A 17,674-nucleotide genomic window follows, 5' to 3' on the forward strand; every position below is an offset into this window, starting at 1 on the left:
CGTGGCGCTTGCCCCGCGGCGCCGGCCGGGGGTAACGCATGTCCGGTGAACGCGGACCGCTCGAGGCAGCGCCTCCTCTTCTGTCTGGCCGCCGGGCTGTGGCTCGGATGCAGCCGATGCGCCGATGGGGCCGCGAACGGCGGCGCGACGGCGGGGAGCTCCGGAGGCGGCGGCGGCATCAGCCAGGGCGGCGCCACGACGGCGGCCAGCGGTACGGGCGGCAGCGGCACGGGCAGCGTCGGCGCGAGCGTCGGCGCGGGCGGCGGCGGCGCGCCGCCTGCCGTCGCGCCCCTGGTCTATGTCGGGGGGCGCAAGGGCATCTTCGTCTTCCGCCTGGACGAGGCCGACGGCGCGCTCTCGGCCGTGGAGGGCCCGCTCGACGCCGAGATGAACCCGACCTTCCTCGCCGTCGATCCGGCGCGCCGGCGCCTCTTCGCGGTGAACGAGCTCGACGAGGTGGACGGCGAGGCGTCGGGCGCGGTCGCCGCGTTCCGGATCGACGCGGGCGACGGGACGCTCTCGTTCCTCAACCGGGTATCCTCGCAGGGTGAGGGCCCTGCCCACCTCTCCCTCGATCGCGCCGGGCGCTTCGTCCTCGTCGCCAACTACGGCGGGGGCACGGCGGCGGTGCTCCCCGTCGGCGACGACGGCGCGCTCGGGGAAGCGGTCGACCAGATCGCCTTCGACGGGCGCATGCCGAGGTCGCACCACGTCGTGACCGACCCGGACAACCGGTTCGCCTTCGTCACCAACCTCGGCCTCAACTCCATCGCCCAGCTCACGTTCGACGCGGACATGGGCCAGGTGGAGCCCAACGACCCCGCGGCCGTCGCGCTCGCCGCCGGCGCGGGCCCCCGGCACCTCGACTTCCACCCGAACGGCCGGTTCGCCTACGTGATCAACGAGACTGCCGACGCGATCACCACGCTGAGCTACGACCCGTCGCGCGGGGCGCTCTCCGTCGTGGCGACCGTCTCGACGCTGCCGGAGGGTGTGAGCGGCCGGGGCAACACCTGCGCCGAGATCCAGGTCTCCCCGTCGGGGAAGTTCGTGTACGGGTCGAACCGCGGCCACGACAGCATCGCCATCTTCGCGGTCGATCCCGACCAGGGGACGCTGTCGCTGGTCGGCCACGCGCCGACGGAGGGCATGACCCCGCGCCACTTCCAGCTCTCGCCGTCCGGCGCGCTGATGCTCGTCGCGAACCAGGGCTCGGACGACATCGTCGCGTTCCGCGTCGACGAGGCGACGGGCGCCCTCGAGCCGACCGGCCGCGTCACCGCCGTCCCCGAGCCCACCTACGTCGGGATCGTGGCCTCGCCGGGCCAGTGATGGCGCGCCGCGCAGCACGCCTCGCGCTCCTCGCCGCGGCGCTCGTCGCCGCGGCGCGCCCCGCGCGCGCGTCCTCCGGGGAGCAGACGGCGTCGCTGAGCTGGGTCCGGCTCGCGGGCGCCGAGGCGTGCGTCGCGGCGCGCGCGCTCGCGCAGGCGGTGGAGGCGCGCCTCGGGCGCGCGGCGCTCGTCTCGGCGGCCCGGGCCGACCTCACGATCGAGGGGCGCGTCGAGCCGGGCGCCTCCGGCGGGTGGCGCGCGGTGATCGCGGTCGCCGATGCGGACGGCGCGCTGCTCGGGACGCGCGAGATCGCCACGGCGTCGCCCCGCTGCGGGGCGATCGACGACGAGCTCGCGCTGGCCATCGCGCTCATGATCGACCCCAGCGCGGTGCTGTCCCCCGGCGCGCCGCCGGCGCCTCCGCCTCCACCCCCGGCGCCGGCGCCGGCGCCGGCGCCGGCGCCTTCGCAGCCGGAGATCCTCGTGCAGCGCATCCTGATCCCGGTCCCGCCGCCGGCGCCTCCGCCGCCGGCGCCGTGGCGTGTCGAGGTCGGCGCCGGTCCGCTCTTCGGGCTTGGCCTGCTGCCCTCGCCCGGCGCCGCCGCCGCGATCCGCGCGCGCCTCACGCCGCCCCGGTTCTGGTCGTTCGAGGTCGGGGGGGCCGTCTGGTTCCCGAACGAGGCGATCACCGGCGCCTCCTCGACGCGCTTCTCCTGGGGCGAGGGGTTCGTGTCCGCGTGCCCCGTCTCGCTCGGGAGCGCCACGCGGCTCTCCGCGTGCGCCGGCGCCCGCCTCGGCGCGCTCCGCGTCGGCGGCCTCGGGTTCGGCGTCGACCGCGCCGACGAGCGCCTGACCGCGGGCGGCGCGCTCGACGTCCGTCTCACCCGGCGGCTCGTCGGCCCGCTCACCGCGGGCGGCGGCCTCGGGCTGATCGTGCCGCTCGTGCGCGACACCTTCTTCTACGTCGACGCGCAGGGCCGGGATCGCGAGATCTTCCAGATGGCGCCGCTCGCCGGGACGGCGGACGTCCTGCTCGGCGTCGATTTCCCCTGAATCATCCCTGGTTCCCCGCGATTCGCGACCGACATCGATTTTCTCTCATAAGCTCTCGCCCACGCGGCCATGAAGGGCAGGGGGATGACAACGGGCTGCGCGAACAGGCCCGGGGAGACAGGAATGCGACGCCTCGCGAACACATCCATTTCATTGTTCTTTGGGCTGATGATGCTCCAGACCTTCGGCGCCGGCTGCACCGCCTTCGTGGAGGTCGGCGACGACAGCGGTCATGCGGCAGGGCCCGATGATGACGCCGACGGGACCGGCAGCGGCGGCGCCGGCGGTAACTCCAGCACCGGGGGCGGCTCGCCGGTCGGGGGCGGCGGAAACTCCAGCACCGGGGGCGGCTCGCCGGTCGGGGGCGGCGGTAACTCCAGCACCGGGGGCGGCTCGCCGGTCGGGGGCGGCGGTAACTCCGGCACCGGGGGCGGCGCCGAGTCGGCGACGGCGGGCGCGATCGCGCTCCTCGGGAGTCAGCTCCCCGAGCGGCCGGATGATCCCTATAGCAGCTCCGCCACGGGCGGCGGGCCTCCCTACGATCCGAACGATCTCTTCGTCATCCTCGGCGCGCCGGCGCGTTCCTGCGCGGCTCCGAACGCGGCGCTCGAATGCGGCGAATGGCGCGTGAGCTTCCGTATTCCCCCTACGCTGCAGGTGCCCGGCGTCATCGATTTCAGCGATGAGAATTTTCATCTGATATCGCTTTATCATGTAAACGACCCTGACAGGGGCGACGGCGACTGCTCGCGGATCGGCGGCCTCTTCACGTCCGGCACGCTGGAGATCGTGAGCATCGACGCCGCCAACGTCGTGGTCCGGCTGAGCGGCACCGAGACCGACCGTTTCGACGCCAACGGCGAGCACACCGCGGCTCGATGCCCCTGACGTTCCTGGCTCCGTGAAGGAGAAGAATTGAACCACAGAGGCGCAGAGGACACCGAGGAAGAGGGAGAGAGCTTTCATTCCCCTGCCTCTGTGCCCTCTGTGCCTCCGTGGTTCCTCTCTCTGGCTCTTCGGACCTCCTCGACACGGAGCTACGTCGCGGAGAGGCGCTTCTGCATCTCCTCCGGAGAGATCGCCTCGATGCGGCTCGCGAGCCCCCAGCGATGGCCGTGCGGATCGCGGAGCCAGGCCATCCTGTCCCCGAACGGCGTGTCCCGCGGCGGGCGCTCGATGGTCGCGCCCGCCGCGGCGGCCTGCGCGGCGAGCGCGTCGACGTCCTCCACGTAGACGATCACGCTCGCGCTGGTGCCCCCCAGCGTCGCGGGGCTGACGGCGCCGAGATCGGGATACTCGTCCGACAGGTAGAACCGGGCTCGACCGATCGACAGCTCGACGTGGCCGATCCGCCCATCGGGCATCGTGACGCGAAACTCCTCGCGTGCGCCGAGAGCGCGCTTGTAGAAATCGATGGCCTCCGCGGCGCCACGCGCCGTCAGGTAAGGAATGCACGTCTGACCTTCGGGGACGGGGGGGACCTGGCTCTTCGTCATCGTCGCGCTCCTTCGTGCTCGCATCGAGCTGCACCGCTCCCGGGGAACGGCGCATGCCAGCTTCCTAGAGGATCGCGACGAAGACGTATTGGAAGAAATTCACCTGCCCGTCCGGGCGCGGGGATTCCTGCCCCGCTGGACGAGAAAGCCTTGTCGCGGAGACCTTCCGCACCTCGGGCTCGCCTTCTTGCCATGTCCGGGCCGAGCGCTTCGAGCAACTCTCGCTCGTCGATGGCTGTTCCTGCTACGTCACGCGCGCTTCATCGGAGCTCCGTCCGATGGCGAGCATCCCCCCGCACAGGGGATGACCCCCGCCGGCTCTCGAAGGCGAGCCCGGACTATTCAGGGAAGCGAAGCGTCTCCACGGCGGCGCCGTCCTCGCCCGAGAACATGTTGCCTTCCCAGTCCCAGCTGATGCCGCCCTTGCCCGGCGGCCCCAGCAGGAAGGTGACGCCCTCCACCGTGAGCTGGTCCTCGTCGAGGTAGGCGATGCCGATCGAGTCGGCGCCGCGGCCGGGGCCGCCATAGCCCCCGTCGCCCCCGTCGCCCCCGTTGCCCCCCTCACAGCCGTACGTGCCATCGCCCACCGCGCCTCCCGGCGCGCCTCGGCCGGGTCTGCCGCCTCGCTCCGGCCGACCCCCCTCGCCGCCCGGGCCGGCGTCGTTCGTCTCGATCGTGATGTCGCGCACGGCGAGCCGAGCCTGGAGCGCGACGATGCCGATGCTCGGATGGCCGTTGCCGCCCCCTCGTCCCCCTCGGCCGCCGCAGCCGCCAGCCCCGCCCGATCCGCCCCCGGCGCCTCCCCTGGACGCCACGCCGCACACGCTGAGCCCTCCCCTCCGGCCGCCGCCCCCGCCGCCGCCCTGGCCCGGCATGCCCCGGGTGCCGTCGCCGCCTCGGTCGCCCTCCCACCCTGTCTCGGTGATGCGCCCGATGCCTTTGCCCGCCGCACCGGCGGTGCCCGGCGTGCCGTAGCTGCCGAAGTGCGCGTTGTGACATCCCATGCCCGGCGGGTCCCCGGCTCCGCCGCCGCCCGAGTACGCGGGAGCCGACATCGGACGGGGCGCGCCGTCGCCCCCGTCCTCGGCGCCGCTGGGAAGCCCGTCCCCGCCCTTGCCGCTGACGCTCGGGAGCCCGCCGTCGCAAGGGTTCACGATGGCAGGCCCGCCGGCCACGGTCTCCGCCGAGCACGCGTCGCCGCCGTACTTCCCGTGCGCGCCGTCGGGGGCTCGGTTGAGCCCAGGCCACCCCTCTCCGGGTTCGCCCCCGATTCCATAGTAGGAGCGAATCCAGCTCCGGGTGAGCTCCACCGCGGTGTCGGATCGAACCATGATGGCAATCGGGCTTTGCGCGAAGAAATCCACGTCGGCGATCGTCGAGATCCCGTCCGCTGCGCCCGAGTCCCCCGCGCTTGCCGGTTCCACGGTGAGGACGAATTCGTGGCGCCTGCTCACCTCCTCGTGCTGAACGATGGTGCGCACGCCGGCGAGGCGCCCCCAACCGTTGATGCAGTCGTACCCTCCGAGGAGATCCACGCCGGAGGGCAACGTGATGGGACCGAAGAAGCCGTCGTAACATGCGAACACACGGCCTCGCCCGGTGCGCGCGAGCTCGATGCCGCGCTGGAGCGTGCGCAGCGGCTTCTCCCGCGTGCCGGGGTACGCATCGTCGCCGCTGCCGAAGAGGCCAGCCACGAACACGCCGCACCCGTCCTCCAGCACATCGGCGGCGAGACGGTCGAGGCAGAACGACTCCGGCGGCGCCTCATCGTGGCACGAGGCGGCGCCGTCGCACGGCGCTCCGCTGGGGTCGACGGTGTCGGGCGCGGTGCTGCACCCGGCCACGAGGAGCGGGAAGACAAGCAACGGACAGGTCGCTCGGGGCATGTTCATGGTTCTCCCTCGACGGCGCATGGTGCACAGGGGGCCCTTCAACGCGGCGGTCCCGGATCGGGCACATCGAACTGGCGGTAGGGCATGGAATCGCCAGTGCCGCCCTTGCCGCCTGTTTCGCCGGGAGCTGCATTGCCTCCGGGCCCCCCGTCGCCGGCGTGCCCCAGGTGCACCGTGGCCCCCGGTCCGAAGGTCACCGAGGCGCCGGCGGACGCGACGCCGTAAGAGGAACCGCCGAGGCCGCCCCCGGCATCGCCCCCGCGACCGCCGTCGCCTCCCCAGCCACCGGGGCACGCGGGCCACATGTGCCCATTGCCACCATTGACCTTGCCACCGTGGCCGCCTTGCCGACCCACGCCCCCCGCTTGGCCCCTTCCACCAACCCCGCCGTTGCCGCCGTTGCCCGCGGTGACCTCCGTCGCCACGAGCGTCACCGCGCTGCCGTACAGCGCGACGATGGCGACGCTCGTTCCGCCGTAGCCGCCCCCCTTGCCGCCCTTGCCCCCGCAGCCGCCGCTCCCGCCCGAGCCGCCGGCCGCGCCGCCCTGGGGCCTGCCCACATCACACGCGACCATGTTCCCCCGCGCCTTGCTGCCGCCACCGCCGCCCCCCCCTTGGCCGACGCCGCCCCTCTTCCCGTCCTCGCCCCGGACGCCGGTCCAGCCATCGATGCCGAGGTAGCCGGTGCCGGCCGCGCCGGCAGCGCGCTCCCGGTCGAGGCCCTTCATGCCGTCTTCCCCCGGTGAGCACGGCTGGCTGCCCGCACCGCCCCCTGGATGGCCATAGCCGTCCGGATTCTCCGCCGGCTCGGGCTGCCCGACCGCTCCCTCGCGCCCCGAATCAAGCCCTCCGTCGCCCCCGGATCCGCCCACGGACTCGATGCCGTCGTCGCACACGGTCACGACCGGCAGGGCCCCCACGGCGAAGTCCGCCGTGCAGGCGTCCGCGCCGTCGTTCCCCGCCACGCCGTCCTTGGCCCGTTCGCTGGGCGCGTCCTCGCCCGGCTCCCCGTCCTTGCCGTTGCCCGCGACGATCGCGCTCTCCCGCACGATCGCCCTGGCCCCCTGGCTCAAGATCATCGCGATCGACGACTTGCCGTCGCGCGCCGAGGCGTCCGCCGCCACGACGTGCACCCCGAAGATCGTCGACGTCGCGTCCTCGCCCCCGAGGACGCGCACCGGGATCCCCGCGGGCGGAGCGATCGTGGTCGGCTCATCGGGCCCGACGACCGACCACGCGTACGACCAGTCGCCGCCGTCCCCACAGCGACGGGCGCCCCAGAGGTCGACCCCGGAAGGCAGCGAGATCTCCTCCTCGAACGTCTCGCCGCACGCGTACACGCGCCGGGTCGGCGGCTCCCCGTCGCCTCGTCCGTGCGCGGCGAGCCCGATCGCGTGCTTCAGGGTCCTCACCGGCGCGCCCTTCGTGCCAGGGCTCGCGTCGTCGCCCGACGATGCGCTGACGAACACCCCGCACTCGTCCAGCGGCGGCGCGGCGCCGAGCTCTCCGTCGCACGGATCCGGCGGAGGCGGCGGCAACGCCGGCGGGGGTTCGTCGCACGTCTGCTCTTCCCAGCAGTGATTCCCCAGGTACAGGCACCCCGAGACGCCGCTCACGCCCACCAGGCCCAGCACGAGGAGCGCAAGAGAACGCCGGCCCCGAGCCCTACCCGCCAGAGCGACATGACGCACGAAGCCACGGTACGCATGCTGTACGCGCAGCGTCAATCGCCGAGAATCTTCATCAAACGCTCCACAAAACGAGAAAATTCAGGCCGACGCTGGAAGCGTTCGTCGCGTGTGCAGGAGGCAGCCACGATCTCTCCCGAGCCACCGGGACGCCGGTCCGCCTTCCGCCGAGCGCATCCTGGTCCGTCGCGACCCGGCTCGCCCAAATCACGATGTACGGGCTCGCGCTCTACACGCAGCCGACGTCGCCCATGACTACGCCCAGCGGTTCGCCAAGGAGCTGGCCCACCGGAGCGACAATGGCGACGCGTGCCCGTCGCAGGAGGCGGCGCGCTCGGCATCCCGGAGCTCGCCCGCTGCCTGGCACAGCGCGGAGGTTTTCCGCAGCGACGTGCCCCCGATCGAGCCGACGTGCCCCCGGCAGAGGGACGCCGCATGGCCGCGCCGATCGCAGGGTGGCAGCCCGAGGGCGCTGGATGCTGCGGACGCGGCGCTGGCGGCAGCCAAGCAGGCCGAAACCGAGGCACGACAGGCGGCCGCGATGTAGGTCGACGCCGTGTCCCAACCGTTCCAATCGGGTATCATGAGGCGCGAGATGAGTCGTCTTGTTCTCCTTGGTGGGTTCGTCGCAGTCGGTGTGGCCTTCTCTGCCTCTGCCTGCCGCCCAGCGGCGCGACGAGCCCAGCCTGAAGCCGGCGTCGCGCACGCCGCTCCTCGTCCGTCCGCAGCGCCGAGGGAGCAGGTCGGCCTATGTCCACCGATTCAGCGCGCCCGGGTGGCGACGTTCAATGAAGAACAACGCACCCATGACAAGCGCTGGCTCTTGCCCGAGATGGTGGAGAGTCCGCCCAGAGAGCCCGTGCAGGAGGACTCCGAGGTACCGCTGGACGAAGCCAGCGCGCGGGCGCGAGGTGCCACCTCTAGCGACGATCCGGTGTGGATACTGGGCGACGGGGTTCCGCCGTGCCGGATGACGCCGGGGCAGTATCTGCTCCAGCGCGAGAGCTGGGGACCCCAGAATGAGAAGACCTGGAACTCGCTCGCGCCCTACTGCGGGCCGTGAGCCGGTGATCGCCGTGAGAGAAAGAGAAGGAGAAGCGAGCATGCCAGCGCATGGGCCGAAGGCGGGCAAGCCCGCGGCAAAGCAAGGGGACGAGGTCGTCGGCATCGACACGCACGTGGTGATGCTCCCCTCGCCTGGCGGGCCGGTGCCCACGCCGGCGCCGCTGCCTTTCCGCGGGACGTTGAACGGCGATCTGAGCCGCGACGTGCTGATCGAGGGCAAACCGGCCGCTATCCATGGCAGCACCGCGGCGAACGCGCCCGCGCACGTACCTCCCGGGGGCACGTTCCAGCGGCCGCCGTCGAACCAGGCCCGGGTTCAGGCGAGCAGCAAGACGGTGCTCATCAACGACAAGCCCGCCGCGCACCTCGGGGATCCGGCGATGACCTGCAACGACCCGGCCGACGCGCCGAACGGGAGCGTGATCGCCTCCGGCACCGTGCTGGTCGGCGAGTAGAGGCAGGGAGATGGCGGCAGCCACGAAGCCCGCAGCAGGGGCGCAGGGGGCGAGCGAAGGGATCTCGCTGGCGCGGTACGCGGCCGTCAGGGCGGCGGTGGCCGAGGGGTTCCCGCTCGCGGACGTGCTCGCGATCGAGGGGCTTTTGCCGCGTACGTTCGCGCGGGCCGATCTTGCCTGGAAGCAGCGGCTGGCCGCCGAGCCGGAGCTGCTCGCGGCGTACGAGCTGGAGCTGGCACGGGCGGAGGACTGGCTGGATCGACAGGTCGAGCCGCTCGCGAGCGACCCGGCCGCCTGGGCGAGCTTCCTTGCCGCCTTCGGGGCGCACCCGGCCCCGTTCGAGCTGCTGCAGGAGAACGACCTGGGCATGAACGACGTCGCGCGGCTCCGCCGCCTTTGGGCGCGGCGCGCTGCAGAGGACGCGAAGGTCGGCGAGCTGCTCAAGGATCTGCACGCGAAGCCCGGGAAGCTGGGGCCGCTCCGGGCTGGCCCCCGGGTGCTGCGTCCGTCGAGGATGGCCGAGGCGCGGGGAGCGGCGGCCTCGTCCGCGCCTGCCGTGCCGTCCTCCGAGGCGATGGCCGGCCCTGCGGCGCCCCTCATGGCCCCGGCGGCGCTGCACGGCACGGGGCCCCTGCTGGGTGTCCCTCGAGGCGCAGCGGTCCCCTTCGTGCTCGTGCACGCCGAGCTCGCGACCGGAAAGGCCGAGCCGAAGCCTCCTCGCGCTGCGGAGTCGCTCACCGGCACCGCCCCCTTGTCCGACGTTCCGCGAGGGCCGGAGCTGCCGTTCCCGCGATCCGGCGCGGCGAAGGTGGTGAAGCGCCCGCCTCCTGTGATCGCGGAAACCGCGCCGCTCTCGGACATTCCCCGTGGCCCCGCTCTCCCGTTCACGGCCGGAGCCTCGGGGGCTCCCGCGCCGTCCCCACCGACAGCCCGGCCGCAGCAGCCGCGAGCCCCCCGGGAGGTCGCAGAGACGTCACCGGTGCAGGCTCCCCCTCGCGGCCCGGCGATCCCCTTCGCGGCAGCGGATCCCACGAGACCTGGCGGAGCTCTGGCAGCGTCGAAGCCCGCTCCGCCGGCCGCAGCAGAGCTCCACGAGACGTCGCTACACCTCGCGATCCCCCGTGAGCTGCTGACGCAAACCGCGTCCACGCCGGCCACTGGGACCGGAGCTGCCGCAGCATCGCCGCTTTCCAGGCCCTCGAGCACGGCCGGCGACGGAGGTACAGCGCCCCTCCCCGACGCGCTGGACACGATCCTGCCGCTCGCCGCGTATGCCGCGCTCTGCGCGGAGCTGGCCCTGTCGCCCGCCACGGCCGAGGAGATCTTCCGGCGCTACGGCCTGGGTTCTGGCGAGATGCGGTCGGCGGTCGATGCGGCCTGGAAGGAGCGGCTCCGCGGGAACCCGGCGGAGCACTCGAGGTGGCAGGACATCTTCCAGCGCTACTACGCGCACTTCGCCAGGCGAGGCGCGCCCCCGCGGTGAACCGTCACCACGACGCGTCCTGGTCCCCTCGCGACCGCGCTCGCCCACAACCACGACGCGTCCTGGTCCCCTCGCGACCGCGCTCGCCCGCGACCACGACGCGTCCTGGTCTCCCCGCGAGCGCGCTCGCCCGCGACCAGGACGCGACCTGGTCCCCTCGCGACCCGGCTCGCCCGCGACCACAACGCGTCCTGGTCCGTCGCGACCGCGCTCGCCCGCGACCACAACGCGTTCTGGTCCGTCGCGACCGCGCTCGCCCGCGACCACAACGCGTTCTGGTCCGTGGAGATGCATCCTATGAAGAACGCTTGTCTTTTCTCAGAAACGTAAGCCGCTTCACAGCCTCAAGCTCGACTCACGCCGGATCGGCCAGGGCCTCCTCTTCCGCTTCCGGCGGCGCGGCGAGCGCGGAGGGCGCCTCGGTGTCGTCGCCGGCCTCGCTGCTCGATGCAGCGGGCCGCGACTCCCACGCCGCGAGCGGCGCGAGCAGCGCCGCGCTGACCTCCTCGCTGCCGGGCACGTCCGGATCCGCGTGCGCGGCGACCCGGGCCGCGTAGTCGCGGAGGGCGGCGAGCGTCGCCAGGAACGCGGCGCGCACGTCGCCCGTCGGCGCGCTCTCGGGCTTCGGCGCGGTGATGTGCAGGGCCCGGCCGTAGGCCTCGTGCGCCTCCTCCAGGTGAGCGAGGAACGCCTCGCCGCCCAGCTTCTTGAACGTCCTGTCGTGCCGCGCGCTCCGGATCGCGTCGAGGCGAGCCTTCGACTCCTTCCATTCGAGCTTGTACGGGAGCCGGGTGAACGAGAGGCCGTCCGGGTAAAGGAGCTTGAACAGCTCCTTCGCCTCATCCAGGCTCGGGTTCCGCTCCGGCGGGAGCTTGCACCACCCTCCGAGCCAATCGAACGTCCCGCTCCACGCGTTGTCGAGGAGGCGATCGGCCTTCGGCTTGGTCTTCGTCTCCACCGGATCGCCCCCTTGCGGCCGGGTGAGCGCCTCGAGCGTGGCGACGGCGGCGGCGAGGCGGCCCTTGGACCGCCCGAGCGCCTCCGGGAGCTTCTTCGGCCTGAGCTGCTTCTCCCTCGCGTCAGCCACCGTGATGAGCTCCGTGGCGAGCACGACCGACTCGGAAGCATTGAGACGGGGGAGAGCGACGAGATCCTGGGAGGTGAATGAACGAGCCATGGTGAACTCCTTCCCTGAAACGGCGCAATCGATCGCGCCGGGGAGGAGCGCCATGGCAAGAACGAAGCCACGCGCGGCACCTCGGAGACCCGTGCTCTCCACCGCGCCGCGCATGTTTCTGGCCAGGCTCGGCACGCCAGGCCTGGCCGGCCAAGGCAGGCCAGAGGCCGGCCAGGCCGCGTGCACCGGGGCTCATGGCTCGAGCGTGAAAACGCTGCCCTCCGGCGCCCCCTCCCCCTCAGAAGCTCGCGTCGAGCTGGAGCCGAGCGACGTGGCGGCCCTCGGAGGCGTCCTTGCCGAAGATGTAGAAGTAATCGCCCTGGAGCTTCAGCGCATAGCCGTTCAGGTACACATTGAGCCCGCCGCCGACCTGCTTGCCCTGCGCGTCGACGAGATCGACGAGCTTCGGATCGGTGCCGCGCTCCGCGAAGATCTGGTCCCAGCGCGCGGCGACCTCGACGTGGTCGGTCAGCAGGTAGCCCGCCTGGGCGAAGTAGCCGTAACCCGACCGGGTCCACTCCCGCACGACCGCGCCGTCGACCTCGCCCTCGAAGGAGTCCCGCTCGGCGTGGCGCACGACGGCCTCGGCCGCGAGCGAGAAGCCCGCGTATTTGAAGATGAGATCGGCCGCGCCGTGCAGGTAGTCGGCCGCGCCGAGCGAGAGCGTCGTGCCGAAGGTGCTGTGCTGGCGGTTGGTCTGATGGTTGTAAGCGCCCGTGACGCCCACCGCGAGCCGGGGCTTCGCCTCGCGAGAGAGGTCGCCGTCCTGATCGTCGTCGAACGCGCCGAACGGGCGGACGGCGAGCCGCGCCACCGCGAGCGGGCCGTGCTCCTGGGCGCCGAAGCGGTTGCGCCCCTCGCCGCCGCCGAGGAAGAGGTTGTACTGCAGCCTGCCTCCCAGGCCGAAGAGATCGGGCGACGAGAGCATCAAGCCGACGTCGCGATCGAGGTTGAACTCGCGGACGGCGATCGGGCGGTCGGTCTGCTGGATGGAGACCTCGCGCAGGGTCCGCGCCCGGTTGAACGGGGCGAGGAACTGGCCGACACGCACGTTGAGATCGCGGATCCCCGTGTGCTCGACGAAGGCGTCGAAGATGGGAGAGGGGCTGTCCTTCTCGAAGTCGTTGCCGCCGAAGGCGAGCTGCACGTTGTACTTGAGATCGGGCGAGATGAAATGGCCGCTCGTCGTGAGACGCACCGTCCTCACGTTGATCTCGTGCGTGTCGTCCTCCGCGGTGTGCGTGAACGTCTCGCGGACCTGCACGCGGGCCCGGATCGTGGACGAGAAGGTGTCGTCCGCCGTCCTGACGGTGAAGCCCTTTCCAGGAGCGGCCGTGACCTTGACGTCGCCGCCCTTGTCCTTCGCCGGCTTCGGCGCGGTGGCGGCCTCCTTCTCGGCCGCCGCCCGGCGCTCCGCGTCGAGGCGCTCCAGCAGCGCGCGCTGCTGCTGCTCGAGCTCCGCGACCCGGCGACTCAGCGGCTCGACGCCCTCCGCCGCCCCGATCTCCTGCGGCGCCGGGGGCGGCGGCGCGGGCGCCGGGGCCGGCGGGGGCGCCGCGGGCGCCTGCGCAGACGCCTGGAGGGGGAGCGCGGCGGCGAAGAGCGAGAGCGCCGCCGCCGCGCGGACCGTGTGCGACTTCTTTCGATGGATCGATTTCAAGCGTCCTGTCCTCGGATCAGACCCTGTGCTGCGCGCCCGGCGGCCCGAGCCGCCGGCGCGAAGGCGCACCACGCCCTCGCCGACGGCGGCCCCTCGCGCCCCGCGGCCTGCGCTTCGCGCCACACGCGCAGACGCCAGACCGCCGCGCGAGCGCCCAGCTGAGATCAGCCACGCCAGCGGAGAGCCACCGTGCCGACGTCCAATATAACGGACATCGGCATCTGTCAACACATCCTGAATCTTCGACAATAGCGCTCAAAAACCGACGACTGTGCGCCAGGACACGGGAGCGGCAACATCCGTCATACCGGACACCTGGGGCGCCGGGGGCGGCCGGCGGCGCCCGCCGGGGCGCGGCGGCGGAGGGCGGGCGCCGGGGGCGGCGCGGACGCCCGACCGCGCGAAAGAGTTCCAACCTGCCGCCGCCGGGCCACTAAGATGACCCCGACGCACGCACGAGGCGCTCCGATCGGCGCCCCGCCGCGGTGCGCAGGGATCTCATGAGCCAGAACTCGGACCGCCGCGATCCGCTCAACATCGCCGGAAGCCTGATCGCCGACAAGTACAGGGTCGATCACGCCGTCGGCGAGGGCGGCTTCAGCGTCGTCTACAGGGCCGAGCACGTCATCTGGAAGCAGCCCGTCGCCCTCAAGTGCTTCACCCTCCTCGCGGACGCGCCGACCGAGCAGCGCGAGCAGCTGCTCCAGGCGTTCATCCAGGAGGGCAAGCTCATGGCCGAGCTCTCCAGCCGCTCGGCCGCGATCGTCCAGGCGCGCGACATCGGCACCTTCAACGCGCCGGACGGGCAGTGGCTGCCCTACATGGTCCTCGAGTGGCTCGACGGCAAGCCGCTCGACCAGGTCCTCTACGAGGAGACGACCCGGGGCGCGCCGCCGCGCGATCTGCTCGCGACCATCGCGCTGCTCGAGTCGGCGGCGGTCGCGCTCGAGCTCGCGCACTCGCGCGGCATCGCGCACCGCGACATCAAGCCGGCGAACCTGTTCGTCATCGGCCCGCCGCGCGACGCCTCGACCTTCGTGAAGGTGCTCGATTTCGGCATCGCCAAGGTGATGGCCGAGCACGCGGCGGCGGCGACGGCGCTCGCCCACACCGGCAAGGACATCACCGCGTTCACCCCGAGCTACGGCGCCCCCGAGCAGTTCAGCCGGACCCACGGCGCGACCGGGCCCTGGACCGACGTCTTCGCGATGGCGCTCATCATGATCGAGGCGATGCTGGGCGGAGCGCCGGCGCTGCAGGGCGACGACTACCTCCAGCTCGCCGTCGCGAGCCGCGATCCGTCGCGCCGGCCGACCCCGCGCACCCTGGGGCTCACGGTCAGCGACGAGGTCGAGGCGGTCTTCGAGAAGGCGCTCGCCGTCGCGCCGGCGGATCGGTTCCCCACCATGGGCCGCTTCTGGGCGGCGCTGCGCCGGGCCGTCTTCCCGGACGATCCGGCCTGGGCCCTCGCCACGGGCAACGGCCCGCCCGCGCCCACCTCCGGGGCACAGACGGCCCGCGGCTCCGCCCCGCGCATGTCCTCCGCCCCGCGGCTGTCCTATCCGCAGGTCGCGGCGACGCTGGCGGCGCCCGCGACGGCGCCGGGGCCCGCCGCCTCGGCCAAGCCGACGTCGGTCGCCGCCGACACGAGCAGCACGGGCGGCACCGCGAACGACGCGGCGACGCAGCGGTCGGCGGCGGCGCCGAGGTCGAAGGCCGCGCTGGCGCTCGGCGGCGCCGCGCTCGCGCTCGCGGCCGGCGGCGCGCTCGTCTGGGGCCTGCTCCGCTCCGAGCCGCCCGCGCCGGAGGCGCCGCCGGTCGCTCCGGTGGCCACCGCGTCCGCCACGGCGGTCGCGACGGCGAGCGCCGCGACCGCCGCGGCCGCGGTCCCTGCGCGGCGGACCGAGTGCCCCTCCGGCATGGTGCTCGTGCCCGGCGGCAAGTTCTTCATGGGCTCCGACGAGCCGGGCTTCAAGCTGTGGCAGCCGGCGCACAAGGTGACGCTCGACACCTTCTGCATCGACATCCACGAGGTGACCGCGGGCGACTACAAGGCGTGCTCGGACAAGGGCGAGTGCAAGCGACCCCCGACCACGCCCGACTACCCGAAGGCGGACGGGGTGTCCGACGCCGAGCACCAGAAGGCGCTCACGGTCCTCGCCGAGCACTGCACCTTCGGCAAGCCGGGGCTCGAGAAGCACCCGATCAACTGCGTGCCGTGGAGCCTCGCGGACGCATACTGCGAGGTCCACGGCAAGCGCCTGCCGACCGAGGCCGAGTGGGAGTACGCGGCGCGCGGCTCCGACGGGCGCAAGTTCCCCTGGGGCGACGAGCCCGGCGACAAGACCTTCATGAACGCGTGCGGCACCGAGTGCACCGCGTGGGAGAAGGCGCGCGGGCTCACGCCGAGCACGCGCATGTACGACGCCGACGACGGCTTCTACGGCACGGCGCCGGTCGGCTCGTTCCCGAAGGGCAAGACGAGGTTCGGCGCCCACGACGTCGTCGGCAACGTCTGGGAGTGGACCGCGGACTGGTTCGAGACCTACAAGGACGAGGAGCAGGTGAACCCGAAGGGGGCGCCGGCCGGCGATCGCAAGGCGATCCGGGGCGGCGGCTACAACGGCGGCGTCCTGCTCTGGCTGAACCCGGCGTTCCGCTACCACCAGCTCGCGACGGCGAGCGCGCCGGGCATCGGCTTCCGCTGCGTCACGAACCTGTAGCCGTGCCGGTCCCCGCCTCGCAGCTCGCCAACCCCTCGATCGCCGGCCCGCTCGGCACGCTCGCGTTCTCGCAGGTCCGCCCGCTGAGCTCGTCGCTCGCGCTGCGCGCGATCCGCTGGCACCAGAGCCTCGAGCGGCTCGGGGTGGTGCTGCCGTTCGCGATGGTGCACGACGCGGGCCTGCTCTTCTCGACGCCGCGCGAGCAGCTCGAGATCGGCCCGCGCTGCGACGCGAGGGAGCTCGCGGGCCGGCTGCGCGACGCGGAGCGCATCCTGGACGGGTACCGGTCGATGCTCCGGGAGCTCGCCGAGAGCGAGGCCGCGCGCTGCGCGGCGCAGCTCCGGATGAGCGACGATCTGGTCACGGTGGTGCTCTCGCGGCTCTTCGGCGCGGTCGCGGCGCGCACCCACGCGGCGCCGGCCTACCGCGCGATGCTCCCGGCGGACGCGGCGCTGTTCGAGGGGATCGAGCCGCAGCTGCGCGGCCTGTTCCTGTCGGCGCGGCGCGAGTTCGAGCAGCGGGCGCTGGAGGCGCTCGACATGTCGCGGCTGTACGTGCTCACGATGTCGGACGCGCTCGACGTCGAGACGCTGCGCCTGTTCGGCATGCTGGGCTCGGAGGCGTCGGCCGGGGCGCTCGCCCAGGTCGACCTGCTCGCGGCGCTCTCGTCGCCCGAGGCGAACGACATCGTGAACTTCTCGCTGGAGATCCTGCCGAGCGTGCTCGAGACGAAGACGCGGCCGGCGGCGGGCACGTCGGCGGCGCACGGCTACTCGGGGCTCGGCACGCGCGGCTCGATCGACAGCATGGTGCTGACGGAGCTCGCCTGGGACGACGTGGAGCTCGCGCGCCGGATCGCCGACAACGAGGTGCTCTATTTCGCGCGCGAGCAGAGCCGGGACGAGCAGCGGCGCATCCACTACCTCCTCATCGACGCGTCGGCCTCGATGCGCGGCGATCGCCAGACGTTCGCCCGCGGGATGGCGATCGCCACGGGCAAGCGGCTGCTGCTCGAGGGCGAGGACGTGGCGTTCCGCTTCTTCGACGCGCGGCTCTACGAGCTCTACCGCGCGAAGAACGGCCAGCTCCCCACGGCGCACCTGCTGTCGTTCAAGGGGGAGCGCGGCAGGAACCCGGCGCGCGTGTTCGCCGAGCTCGCGACGGACCTCGACCTGACGCGGCACCACGATCCGCGCACGCCGGTGGTGCACCTGTTCACGCACGCGGCGCTCTACATCCCGCGGGAGATGGTGCAGGCGGTGCAGAGCCACGCGCACATCTCGGCGGTGTTCATGCTGCCGTCGGGGGGGCAGCTCGATCTCGACTACCTGGACCTCCTGGACGCGCACTGGGTGGTCGACCACGCGACGGTGGCGAGCGGGGCGGCGAGGGCGAGCGCGGCCAAGGCCATCCTCGTCGAGAAAGACCGGCCCGAGGAGGGAGGTGGCGGTGCACGGCGCCTGGGGGCCCCGCCGAACTCGCACGCGCCCTGAACCTTACCCTGCGGGTAAGGCTCAGGGCGCGTGCTCAAACATCGGCCCATCCCCCAGGCGCCGTGCACCGCCACCTCCCTCCTCGGGCCTACGGGGGTAAAAGGGGGCGGGAGTCGACGATCGGCGGGGGGAGACGCGTGAAGGGGGCGATTTTGCGG

13 protein-coding genes are annotated in these 17,674 nt (G+C 72.8%); 8 read left to right on the plus strand and 5 right to left on the minus strand.

Translation table 11 applies throughout. The features are described 5' to 3' along the window. The first annotated feature begins 45 nt into the window (after nucleotides 1–45). The 3 genes from WMF33_RS35795 (at nucleotide 46) to WMF33_RS35805 (ending at nucleotide 3,272) form a co-directional block, all read left to right on the plus strand. A complete protein-coding gene (locus tag WMF33_RS35795; RefSeq protein ID WP_437332821.1) occupies nucleotides 46–1,332 on the plus strand; it encodes a lactonase family protein in 1,287 nt (428 codons plus the stop codon). Further along, on the plus strand, nucleotides 1,332–2,384 hold the full coding sequence (locus WMF33_RS35800) for a hypothetical protein (RefSeq protein ID WP_437332822.1): 1,053 nt from the start codon (nucleotides 1,332–1,334) through the stop codon (nucleotides 2,382–2,384). The genes WMF33_RS35795 and WMF33_RS35800 overlap by 1 nt, the downstream gene beginning before the upstream one ends. A 168-nt stretch (nucleotides 2,385–2,552) precedes the next feature. Beyond that, nucleotides 2,553–3,272 carry a hypothetical protein gene (locus WMF33_RS35805; RefSeq protein ID WP_437332823.1) on the plus strand — a complete coding sequence of 240 codons (720 nt, stop codon included), beginning with the start codon at nucleotides 2,553–2,555 and terminating at the stop codon, nucleotides 3,270–3,272. A gap of 149 nt (nucleotides 3,273–3,421) precedes the next feature. On the opposite strand, the gene WMF33_RS35810 is transcribed toward WMF33_RS35805, so the two are convergent. From WMF33_RS35810 to WMF33_RS35820, 3 genes are all read right to left on the minus strand, one after another. Then, nucleotides 3,422–3,880 (minus strand): VOC family protein, encoded by a 459-nt coding sequence (locus WMF33_RS35810; protein ID WP_437332824.1) that lies wholly within the window; start codon nucleotides 3,878–3,880, stop codon nucleotides 3,422–3,424. Nucleotides 3,881–4,218: 338 nt separating this feature from the next. Beyond that, on the minus strand, nucleotides 4,219–5,772 hold the full coding sequence (locus WMF33_RS35815; RefSeq protein ID WP_437332825.1) for a hypothetical protein: 1,554 nt from the start codon (nucleotides 5,770–5,772) through the stop codon (nucleotides 4,219–4,221). A 38-nt stretch (nucleotides 5,773–5,810) separates the two neighbouring features. Then, nucleotides 5,811–7,388, minus strand: coding sequence for a hypothetical protein (locus WMF33_RS35820; protein WP_437332826.1), 1,578 nt, complete (start codon nucleotides 7,386–7,388; stop codon nucleotides 5,811–5,813). Between the two features lie 847 nt (nucleotides 7,389–8,235). On the opposite strand from WMF33_RS35820, the gene WMF33_RS35825 reads away from it, so the two are divergent. The 3 genes from WMF33_RS35825 to WMF33_RS35835 are packed head-to-tail and all read left to right on the plus strand — an operon-like array spanning nucleotide 8,236 to nucleotide 10,463. Continuing rightward, nucleotides 8,236–8,523, plus strand: a complete 288-nt coding sequence (locus tag WMF33_RS35825; RefSeq protein WP_437332827.1) for a hypothetical protein — start codon at nucleotides 8,236–8,238, stop codon at nucleotides 8,521–8,523. A gap of 40 nt (nucleotides 8,524–8,563) precedes the next feature. After that, nucleotides 8,564–8,980, plus strand: coding sequence for a PAAR domain-containing protein (locus WMF33_RS35830; protein ID WP_437332828.1), 417 nt, complete (start codon nucleotides 8,564–8,566; stop codon nucleotides 8,978–8,980). A gap of 10 nt (nucleotides 8,981–8,990) precedes the next feature. Then, entirely contained in the window at nucleotides 8,991–10,463 is a 1,473-nt protein-coding gene (locus WMF33_RS35835) for a hypothetical protein (protein ID WP_437332829.1), read from the plus strand. 355 nt (nucleotides 10,464–10,818) lie between these two features. Here the strand turns inward: WMF33_RS35835 and WMF33_RS35840 are convergent, their stop codons facing one another. Together WMF33_RS35840 and WMF33_RS35845 are read right to left on the minus strand one after the other, a co-directional pair. Continuing rightward, on the minus strand, nucleotides 10,819–11,640 hold the full coding sequence (locus tag WMF33_RS35840; RefSeq protein WP_437332830.1) for a hypothetical protein: 822 nt from the start codon (nucleotides 11,638–11,640) through the stop codon (nucleotides 10,819–10,821). A 238-nt stretch (nucleotides 11,641–11,878) separates the two neighbouring features. Next, the gene (locus tag WMF33_RS35845) at nucleotides 11,879–13,300 is read right to left on the minus strand and encodes a porin (protein WP_437332831.1); all 1,422 of its coding nucleotides are present in this window, start codon (nucleotides 13,298–13,300) and stop codon (nucleotides 11,879–11,881) included. Nucleotides 13,301–13,800: 500 nt separating this feature from the next. On the opposite strand from WMF33_RS35845, the gene WMF33_RS35850 reads away from it, so the two are divergent. Next, on the plus strand, nucleotides 13,801–16,023 hold the full coding sequence (locus WMF33_RS35850) for an SUMF1/EgtB/PvdO family nonheme iron enzyme (protein WP_437332832.1): 2,223 nt from the start codon (nucleotides 13,801–13,803) through the stop codon (nucleotides 16,021–16,023). Between the two features lie 2 nt (nucleotides 16,024–16,025). Beyond that, on the plus strand, nucleotides 16,026–17,516 hold the full coding sequence (locus WMF33_RS35855; RefSeq protein WP_020739085.1) for a hypothetical protein: 1,491 nt from the start codon (nucleotides 16,026–16,028) through the stop codon (nucleotides 17,514–17,516). The last annotated feature ends 158 nt before the right edge of the window (nucleotides 17,517–17,674 follow it).

The organism is Sorangium sp. So ce394 (assembly GCF_051474665.1).
GTDB classification, from domain to species: Bacteria; Myxococcota_A; Polyangia; order Polyangiales; family Polyangiaceae; genus Sorangium; species Sorangium cellulosum_D.

What these genes read in the sequence shown, in the direction of transcription:
- WMF33_RS35800 (WP_437332822.1), top strand. Translation starts at nt 1,332, where the DNA reads ATGGCGCGCCGCGCAGCACGCCTCGCGCTCCTCGCCGCGGCGCTCGTC.
- WMF33_RS35805 (WP_437332823.1), top strand. Translation starts at nt 2,553, where the DNA reads ATGATGCTCCAGACCTTCGGCGCCGGCTGCACCGCCTTCGTGGAGGTC.
- WMF33_RS35810 (WP_437332824.1), bottom strand. Translation starts at nt 3,880, where the DNA reads ATGACGAAGAGCCAGGTCCCCCCCGTCCCCGAAGGTCAGACGTGCATT.
- WMF33_RS35815 (WP_437332825.1), bottom strand. Translation starts at nt 5,772, where the DNA reads ATGAACATGCCCCGAGCGACCTGTCCGTTGCTTGTCTTCCCGCTCCTC.
- WMF33_RS35830 (WP_437332828.1), top strand. Translation starts at nt 8,564, where the DNA reads ATGCCAGCGCATGGGCCGAAGGCGGGCAAGCCCGCGGCAAAGCAAGGG.
- WMF33_RS35835 (WP_437332829.1), top strand. Translation starts at nt 8,991, where the DNA reads ATGGCGGCAGCCACGAAGCCCGCAGCAGGGGCGCAGGGGGCGAGCGAA.
- WMF33_RS35840 (WP_437332830.1), bottom strand. Translation starts at nt 11,640, where the DNA reads ATGGCTCGTTCATTCACCTCCCAGGATCTCGTCGCTCTCCCCCGTCTC.
- WMF33_RS35850 (WP_437332832.1), top strand. Translation starts at nt 13,801, where the DNA reads ATGAGCCAGAACTCGGACCGCCGCGATCCGCTCAACATCGCCGGAAGC.